Consider the following 8,325-nt stretch of genomic DNA (forward strand, 5'->3'; position numbering starts at 1 on the left):
GTTTGCCTCCGGCTTCCTTCAGATTCCACCTCACGGTGGACACCCTTGCCTTTAGCTAACAGTTCCTACTGCCAAGTCTGTAGTGGACTTTCACCACCAAGTTATCGCCCATGCCGGGCGCACATAATAAAAGACCTTCACTGACGGAAGGTCTTATTTTGCATTATCCTAGCTGTTCAACAATTGTTTGGACAGCTTTTTCGATATTTTCTGGTTTTGTCGCAAGATTTAAACGAATAAAACCTTCGTAACCTTCACCAAACCATTCTCCGTAATCCACTGCGAGCCCGCATTTTTCCTGAATGAATTCGACCATCTCATCACTTTTTACTACTTTGCGTAAATCTACAAACACTAAATATGTCCCTTCGAGTGGTGATACTGTTATTTCTGGTGCGAATTTTGTGAAGTAATCGCGGACGATTTCATAATTATGGTAAATGACATTCTTCAATGAGGCCATCCAATCCATACCATCCACATAAGCAGCCTCGGAAGCAAATAGCCCCATAATATTCGCTTCTGTTTTAATCATGGAATTTGCGAAATCATCATATTTTTGACGCAACTCATCGTCTGTGATTACGATATTACAATGGGTTAAACCAGCGATGTTAAAGGATTTAGACGCTGAGTTTACAGTAATAACTCGTGGGCGGTGAACTCCTTCAGAAACATTTGCTGCTGGGATATGTTCATGTTCAAAAGTAAAGTCTTGATGAATTTCATCAGAGATAATTAACACATTGTGCTTTTGGCAAATGGCGAACAACTTCGCTTGCTCTTCTTCTGTCCACACTCGTCCAACTGGATTATGCGGTGAACAATGGATGTATAATTTCACCGATTGACCGATAATTGCCTGTTCAAACCGTTCAAAATCAATGGTGAAATATCCATCGTTATTCACTAGGTCGACATTGACTAATCGACGATTTGTATCTTTAACCGCGTCACTAAAAGGATAATAAACAGGTGATTGAATAATCACTGAATCATTTTCATCGGTGAATGTGTACAATAGGTGGTAAATCGCTTGAACGGCACCTGTTGAAAAGCGAACCCATTCTTCTTTTATCGGGAAAGAGAAATACGTTTCCATCCAGTTATTATATGCTTGATAATATGATTTACCAGCAAATGTATAACCATAAACACCATGTAATATTCGATCTTTTAATGTTTTTGTAATAGCTTGACTCACCTTAAAGTCCATATCAGCGACCCATAAAGGGAGTAAATCTGCTTGACCAAAGCGTTCTTCTAATAGGTCCCATTTTAATGAATTTGTATGTTGACGCTCAACATAATACTTTTCTACAAACTCTTCAATTTCCACTCACATCTACCTTCTTTCTTCTAAAATCATCTAATCACTTTTACTCCTTCAAAGCAACTTCTAAGTCTTGAATTAAATCGGAAGAATTTTCTAAACCAATAGACAACCTTAATAAATCAGGCGTTAAGCCATAGGATTCACGCAATTCTTTTGGTATGTCTGCATGTGTTTGTGTTGTTGGATATGTAATTAAACTTTCAACCCCACCTAAACTTTCGGCATATGTAAATACTTGTAACTTCTCTAAGAATGGTCCCACTTTCGCTTCACCTTTTAAGCGGATGCTTATCATGGCACCTTTTCCAGCATATAACACATCTTTAACTTGTTCCTGCTGCTTTAACCAGGTCACAATTTCTTGCGCAGTTGCTTCTTGTCGGTCTAATCGAATCGGTAAAGTTTTCAAACTACGAATAAACAACCAACAGTCAAAGGCTGATAAAGTAGGACCGGTTGTATTAGATAACCAGCCTAACTTTTCACCCATACCTTTATCATTTGTAACGACCACTCCAGCTAAGATATCATTATGTCCCGTTAAATATTTTGTTCCTGAATAAAGTACAATGTCTGCACCTAATTCTAAGGGTCTTTGGCGAAGTGGCGTTAATAAAGTATTATCCACGAGTAATAGTGCACCATGTTGATGCGTTAAATCTGCGATGCGTTGAATATCAACCTCTTGCATTAATGGATTTGTCGGTGTTTCAATGAATACCCCTGATATGTCATCGCTGATTAGTTTTTCAAAGTCTGCTTCGGTTTCGAAGTAAGTAAATTGTGCTAAATTCTCTGCTTCAAGGTGCTCAAAGTATCGGAAGCTTCCACCGTATAAATCGCGTAAAACTAAAAAATGACTACCTTTTTTAAAAAGTTGAAAAGCCAATTGAATCGCGCTCATGCCTGAACTTGTAACGACCGCTCTCTCGCCACCTTCTAAAGCTGCTAAGCCCTCTTCTAAGATATCTCGGGTTGGGTTATTCGTTCGTGTATAATCATATCCGGTACTTTGCCCTAAACCTGGATGAGCGTAAGTTGTCGCTAAGTGGATAGGAGCAACGACGGCTCCTGTTGATGGATCTTTTCGATTTCCTAATTGGACAAGTTTAGTATTGATGTGTGTTGTCATTTTATTTATCCTCCTTTAAAATATCTTCCAAATTATAATAGGTATGTTGGTAAACCTCATTAAGCCAATTATTGTATAGAAGAAAGGCATTGCTTTTCCACGTAAATTTTGGCATTTTCGAATCATCGACTCCTGGATAATAATTTTCTGGTAGAGCTATTTTACTTCCTGCCTCCTTATCGCGTTGATATTCCTGATGTAATGTTTCTCGGTCATATTCCAAGTGCCCTAATAAATATATGTCTAGATTGTCGGTTGTTGTAATAATATCTGGTCCAAATTTTGGATGTTTTGTAGCGACTTTCAATGCTTTTTGAGCTTGTATGGTCTCAATAGAAATTGAAGTATGACGTGATTGTGGCACTTGATATGTGTCGTTAAAACCACGAAGTAAGGGATGTTCTGCTTCTAATACGTCATATTCATAAATGCCAAATAACTTTTGTTCAAGTTTATAACTGTTGATGCCGTAAAAATAATTTAAAGCATATTGAGCTCCCCAACAAATAAATAATCGAGAAAAGACATTTTTTTGAGACCAATCTAATATTATCTTCAGCTCATCAATATAATTGACTTCATTATATTCATATTGCTCTACAGGAGCGCCTGTAATAATAAGCCCATCATATTGTTGGTCTTTAATTTCATCAAACGTTTTGTAATATTGATTTAAGTGACTGATCGGTGTATTGGACGCTTCGTAAGTTGCTGTATACATTAAATCTACTTCTATTTGAAGCGGTGTATTACCTAATAATCGCAATAATTGCAGTTCTGTCGTTTCTTTTTTAGGCATGAGATTAAGAATGAGTATTTTAAGGGGACGAATGTCTTGAGTACGTGCCGTGCTCTCATCCATTGTCACTATTTGTTCTCTCTTTAATTCCTTGCGTATGGGTAATCCTTCAACAATTTTAATTGGCATACTCAACTTCCTTTCTTTTTTAAAATAAAAAAATCGCCCCTAATCAGCTCTCTGATTAGGGACGACAATATCGTGTTACCACCCAAATTTACACTTATCTCACAATAAGTGCCTTAATACGTCTATATAAACGTTGGCAAGGTATCGGTTGCTACCGTTAGAAAAGCTTTCACTTAGCTAATACTCAGAGTTCATCTTCACAAATTTTTTTGTGCCCTTTCACACCAGCCGGGCTCTCTTAAACAAAGTCAATTTGCTACTCTTCTCTTCGTCGATTTTTATCTTTAAATTCTCATCATTAATTAACATTTTAACGAAGTCTTTAATTAAAGTCAACTCAATACTGGTTTAAAGAATAGTCATTAATACATTTTTTTATTAAATGCTGACGATATTTTTATGATACGTTCTACTATATATCTTCTTTTAAAATGGCGTACTGGGCTGTATCAATAATCCCTGAATTATTTAAACTGCCTTGGCGATGGATTCCCTCGAATTGTAAACCAGCCTTCTGCATGACTTTTCCTGAAGCTGGATTGGCCACGTCGTGCCTAGCAATGACACGGTTAAAGCCTGCTTCTTTTAATAAATATTTCGTTACAGCCTTCATCGCTTCACTCATGTAACCTTGACCCCAAAGTTTGGGACTTAAGACGTAACCAATCTCGCATGCATCTATTTTTTCAAATTCATGGGGAATGCTAGCAGTAATGTCTCCCAGCGCTTCAGTAACTGAAACATCCTGGTGGCTCGGCCAAGTTAAGTATTTAGTTGCTAGATCATCTCTTGCATAGTTTGTATAAACAGCTTGAGCATCTGCTTTTGTAAATCGTCTGAGTAAAAGTCGATCCGTTTCTATTTCTTTTGTTCCAATATGGTGCATTTTTTCATCTCCTCTAGCCAAATCATGTACGCTCTTAGTTTGGAAGCGCATTGAGTGGTGTTTCTTAGTTTATATATTAGCAAATTTATTATGAAACGCCTAGTTATCGGGTGGAGTTGGGTGGTTCGGAGCGTCGTGCGGCGTCGCGACGTACCGCATTTTGATTTGCGGAGTGTCGTGGGCAGTCGCGACGTACCGCAAGCCGATTTACGGAGTGTCGAGCCACTTCACGACGCTCCTTAAGGTTAGATTTTCAAAACATCATTTCTAAAGAATTCTTAAATTGTTATTTCAATGAGTATATGCTAGCATTTAATGTATTAACTTGAACAAATGGAGGCATTTTATAACAATGCATAGTAATATTGATATCGCTTCGTTTTATAATAAATCGCAGGCTGAATCGTTAATTATTTTAGACGTTCGAAATACAGATGAGTATGAAATCGAACGTGTTCCTAATTCTGTAAATATTCCTCTAGATTATTTATCTAAGCATACGGAAGCTTTGAACGAAGATGAAACTTATTATGTCATCTGTAAAAGTGGCATACGGTCAGAAAAAGCCTGCCAATTCTTAAGTGAACATGGTTTTAAAACAGTGCGTGTTGACGGTGGTATTCAAAGTTGGCCAGGAGAGCTTGAGCAATCGAATGATTTTACGACTTTACTTTAATCACATTTATATAAAATTAATCACTCTACCAAATTCAGTAGAGTTTTTTGTTGATTAAAAATAAACGAACATTTCTGATGGTAGGCAGTTTAATGTTTGTGATTTGTATAAATATTCATTTCTTTATGGTATATTCATTTGGTAAATATTTTATAAGGAGTTTTATCATTGAATTATTTCAAAGAAAATTTTAAAAGGATGAAAGCTATCTCAGACGACATCTTTACTCATCCAGAATTAGGTTATAAAGAATTCCGGACTATGAAAACGGTGGAAGACTTTATTACTGAGACAAATCCAGATCAAGTGATTGAGTATTTTTCAACGACAGGTATACGCGTTGATTTAAATCACCAACAGGATATAACAGTGGCATTCATTGCAGAATTGGATGCGGTTCGTGTTCCGAGTCACTTCCAAGCTGATTCGCAATCAGGAGCGGCACATGCATGTGGTCACTTTACTCAAGTGACAACTGCTTTATCACTCTATGGTTACTTAACAGAAGGTGAACGTTACAAAGATTTTGACTTTAATATTGCTTTTGTCTTCGTTCCTGCGGAAGAATTTATTGATTTAGAATACCGCCAACAATTAATCGACGAAGGGACGATCACTTATTTGGGTGGAAAACCTGAAGCAATGAAGTTGGGCGTCTTTGATGATGTTGACTTTGCGATGTGTGTTCATACAATCGGTGGTGAAGAAGAGAAGACGGTCGAGATTAATTGTGACTTAGCTGGATTTTTATATAAACATTATAATTTCAAAGGGAAAGCAACTCATGCTGGTTGGGACCCGTTCAGTGGAATCAATGCTTACAGCATGTCGACCTTATTCAATACTGGTTTAGGCTTAATGCGTCAACAATTACGCGAGGATCTATACGTACGTATTAACCCGGTCATTGATCATGGAAGCTTCTCAACGAATGTCATTCCGAATCAAGTACAAGTTGGAACGGATTTACGCACAATCTCAGTTGATTATATAAAAACCGTAGCAGAACGCATGGATAAAGTGGCTAAAGGGAGCGCTTATTCATTGGAAGGTGATGTTGAGATACAAACTCAGATGGGTTACTTACCATTTGTACAAGATCGTTATTTATCAACCTTCGTTGCGGAAGCGTTCAAAGAACAAGATACGATTACAAAATGGATTGACGACCGCGGTGCCGTTGCTGCTGCTGGAGATATTGGCGATTTATCATTTATGATGCCTAGTATTCAAATTAGTTATGGCGGTTTCACTGGTGTCATTCATGGTGATGATCTACGCATGGTTGATGACGAATTTGTTCTTCAAGAATTTCCAGAATTTTTAATTAGTGTCTTAAATAAAATGAACGGCCGTATCGATAAAAACCAACTATACAGCCGTTCTTATAAAGAATATGAAAGCTATATCCAAACTATCACTCAAGGAGAATCGAATGAAAAATAAGAAACATCTACTTTACTTAATTTGCTTTGCTTTTGTTGTTATTTTCTTAGCTGAAATAATTGGTTTCCAAAGTATTAGCTTTGGTTCATTTTCTGTATCCATTTTACCACTTGTTTTTGCGGTCTTTTTCGGGATGATTTTTGCTGTTCCAGCTTTTCGAAAAGGGATTTTCAAAAAAGTATATAGTGATGAAAATGTGCAATTCGCATCAAAAAACCTTTTATTCATTATGTTGCCATTAATGGCTTATTACGGCGCAAGTGTTGCCCCTCAAATTACTGAAATTCTATCTGTTGGTTGGGTGTTCCTATTCCAAGAAATCGGGAACCTAGGTACGATTTTATTCGCTCTACCTATTGCATTAATGTTAGGACTTAAACGTACAGCGATCGGTGCTACGCTTGGGTTAAGCCGTGAAGGGGAATTAGCTTATATTACTGAAAAATACACGCTCGAGTCAGCCGAAGGCCGTGGAGTTCTTTCAATGTACTTAATCGGAACATTATTCGGTTCTATTTTCTTCAGTTTATTTGCACCTTTGTTACTAAACTTTGGTTTTGATGTTCGTGCGTTAGGCATGGCTGCAGGAATGGGTTCTGCTTCAATGATGACAGCAGCTGCTTCAGCTGTTGCCGCACTTCGTCCGGAAAGTGAAGAAATCATCTTAGCTTATGCCTCTGCTAGTCAATTGTTAACCAGTTTCTTAGGAACTTACACAATGGTCTTCTTAGCCATCCCACTACAACGCTTTATGTATAACACTTTAACTAGAGGAGATAACTACGATCATGGAAAATAATAAAAGTTTAAATAAATATGCTCACTTTGGACTGGTTATTGTCTTAAGTTTAGTATTTATCTTATTTACACAACAAGTAAAATTATGGAAAAATCCTGACTCAACACCTATTCAAGCACTCACTTTTGTCAGCCTTGGCTTCTTATGGCTGTTCAGTATGTTAGGTATTTTGATCTCTGATCTAACGAAAAAAATCAAAGTTCAGTTCATTCAAGACTTCCCGATCTTAGGTTGGGTATCGATTGTTTCAATTGTCTTTTGTTTAATGAGTAACTTTATTGTTGAAGCGATACTGGCAGTTGATTTCTTATCGATCACAACACCGGTATTGGCTTTTGCGGGTATCTCAGTAGCCAACCAATTAGTTGACTTGACTAAGACATCTTGGAAAATATTAATCGTAGCGATTTTTGTCTTCTCAGGTGCTTACTTATTAACAACAATCGTGGCACAATTTGAGTTATCGATTGCAGGATAATTCTTGATATATAAATAGCCGTGAAGCTTGTTTCTCCTAGAAGAGTGGGCTTTGCGGCTATTCTTGCACCGAGGGTTGACAAGCATACTTGGCAGGTGTTCTACATAGTCATGCCAAGTATACTTGTCAACTTATCTTAGAGGAGTGTTAATATGAACAAAGAAGAAATATTAACAAAAAGTCGCAAAGAAAATGAATTATCGGATGAGCGAGGCCAACAACTTAAATTACAAGGAGCTGACTTTTCAATCGGTGTATTAATTTTCTCTTGGATTGTTATCTCACACTTTACACCGCTTGATTTAGAAGGCAGATTAGCCATTGCTTTACTTTCACAGTTTACATGCTTATCTAACTTCGCCTATCAATTAATTAGAAATAAGACTAAAACCACTATCTTTTTCACCCTTACCTTTAGCTGTACCAGCCTCTTATTTCTATATCAATTTCTAAGCCATCTGAATATTATAAGTTTCTAGTCCAATAAAGTGGTGACCATCTATGGATGATGAATTAATATTTTGATTTGTCAAATTAAGCTAGACAAAACTGCTTCATCTAAGTAACTCAAAAATACTTCCAACGGTGTTCGGTAGTGTAAGGATTTCCGTGGAATCGTGTTCCGTTTGTGTGCAATCGATGAC

Annotated in this window: 9 protein-coding genes, 1 pseudogene and 1 other annotated feature; of the genes and pseudogenes, 5 read left to right on the forward strand and 5 right to left on the reverse strand. The window is 37.1% G+C overall.

Annotation, left to right across the window (positions count from 1 at the left end):
* Window positions 1-163: 163 nt before the first annotated feature.
* The 4 genes from ACEN33_RS11305 to ACEN33_RS11320 form a co-directional block, all read right to left on the reverse strand.
* Window positions 164-1,339 (reverse strand): MalY/PatB family protein, encoded by a 1,176-nt coding sequence (locus ACEN33_RS11305; RefSeq protein ID WP_407090480.1) that lies wholly within the window; start codon window positions 1,337-1,339, stop codon window positions 164-166.
* A 40-nt stretch (window positions 1,340-1,379) separates the two neighbouring features.
* Complete coding sequence (locus tag ACEN33_RS11310) at window positions 1,380-2,468, reverse strand: aminotransferase class I/II-fold pyridoxal phosphate-dependent enzyme (RefSeq protein WP_407095134.1); 1,089 nt, start codon at window positions 2,466-2,468, stop codon at window positions 1,380-1,382.
* Between the two features lies 1 nt (window position 2,469).
* A complete protein-coding gene (metA, locus tag ACEN33_RS11315) occupies window positions 2,470-3,396 on the reverse strand; it encodes a homoserine O-succinyltransferase (RefSeq protein WP_407090478.1) in 927 nt (308 codons plus the stop codon).
* Window positions 3,397-3,450: 54 nt separating this feature from the next.
* Window positions 3,451-3,677: a binding site (T-box leader), on the reverse strand.
* Between the two features lie 131 nt (window positions 3,678-3,808).
* Complete coding sequence (locus tag ACEN33_RS11320; protein ID WP_407095135.1) at window positions 3,809-4,282, reverse strand: GNAT family N-acetyltransferase; 474 nt, start codon at window positions 4,280-4,282, stop codon at window positions 3,809-3,811.
* Window positions 4,283-4,634: 352 nt separating this feature from the next.
* Here ACEN33_RS11320 and ACEN33_RS11325 point away from each other — a divergent pair, with 352 nt between their 5' ends.
* From ACEN33_RS11325 to ACEN33_RS11345, 5 genes are all read left to right on the forward strand, one after another.
* On the forward strand, window positions 4,635-4,958 hold the full coding sequence (locus ACEN33_RS11325) for a rhodanese-like domain-containing protein (RefSeq protein ID WP_407095136.1): 324 nt from the start codon (window positions 4,635-4,637) through the stop codon (window positions 4,956-4,958).
* A 168-nt stretch (window positions 4,959-5,126) separates the two neighbouring features.
* A complete protein-coding gene (locus tag ACEN33_RS11330) occupies window positions 5,127-6,404 on the forward strand; it encodes a M20/M25/M40 family metallo-hydrolase (RefSeq protein ID WP_407095137.1) in 1,278 nt (425 codons plus the stop codon).
* On the forward strand, window positions 6,394-7,203 hold the full coding sequence (locus ACEN33_RS11335) for a DUF3100 domain-containing protein (RefSeq protein ID WP_197104260.1): 810 nt from the start codon (window positions 6,394-6,396) through the stop codon (window positions 7,201-7,203). Before ACEN33_RS11330 ends, ACEN33_RS11335 begins: the two co-directional genes overlap by 11 nt.
* Entirely contained in the window at window positions 7,193-7,681 is a 489-nt protein-coding gene (locus ACEN33_RS11340) for a hypothetical protein (protein WP_407095138.1), read from the forward strand. The genes ACEN33_RS11335 and ACEN33_RS11340 overlap by 11 nt, the downstream gene beginning before the upstream one ends.
* A 152-nt stretch (window positions 7,682-7,833) precedes the next feature.
* Window positions 7,834-8,160 (forward strand): DUF6442 family protein, encoded by a 327-nt coding sequence (locus ACEN33_RS11345; RefSeq protein WP_407094114.1) that lies wholly within the window; start codon window positions 7,834-7,836, stop codon window positions 8,158-8,160.
* A gap of 50 nt (window positions 8,161-8,210) precedes the next feature.
* Here the strand turns inward: ACEN33_RS11345 and ACEN33_RS11350 are convergent.
* Window positions 8,211-8,325 (reverse strand): annotated as a pseudogene (locus ACEN33_RS11350) (IS30 family transposase); the annotation flags it as partial.

Origin of the sequence: Ruoffia sp. FAM 24228, from assembly GCF_045528575.1 — a bacterium.
Taxonomy (GTDB): domain Bacteria; phylum Bacillota; class Bacilli; order Lactobacillales; family Aerococcaceae; genus Ruoffia; species Ruoffia halotolerans.

What these genes read in the sequence shown, in the direction of transcription:
- ACEN33_RS11320 (WP_407095135.1), bottom strand. Translation starts at nt 4,282, where the DNA reads ATGCACCATATTGGAACAAAAGAAATAGAAACGGATCGACTTTTACTC.
- ACEN33_RS11345 (WP_407094114.1), top strand. Translation starts at nt 7,834, where the DNA reads ATGAACAAAGAAGAAATATTAACAAAAAGTCGCAAAGAAAATGAATTA.
- ACEN33_RS11335 (WP_197104260.1), top strand. Translation starts at nt 6,394, where the DNA reads ATGAAAAATAAGAAACATCTACTTTACTTAATTTGCTTTGCTTTTGTT.
- ACEN33_RS11310 (WP_407095134.1), bottom strand. Translation starts at nt 2,468, where the DNA reads ATGACAACACACATCAATACTAAACTTGTCCAATTAGGAAATCGAAAA.
- metA (WP_407090478.1), bottom strand. Translation starts at nt 3,396, where the DNA reads ATGCCAATTAAAATTGTTGAAGGATTACCCATACGCAAGGAATTAAAG.
- ACEN33_RS11325 (WP_407095136.1), top strand. Translation starts at nt 4,635, where the DNA reads ATGCATAGTAATATTGATATCGCTTCGTTTTATAATAAATCGCAGGCT.
- ACEN33_RS11340 (WP_407095138.1), top strand. Translation starts at nt 7,193, where the DNA reads ATGGAAAATAATAAAAGTTTAAATAAATATGCTCACTTTGGACTGGTT.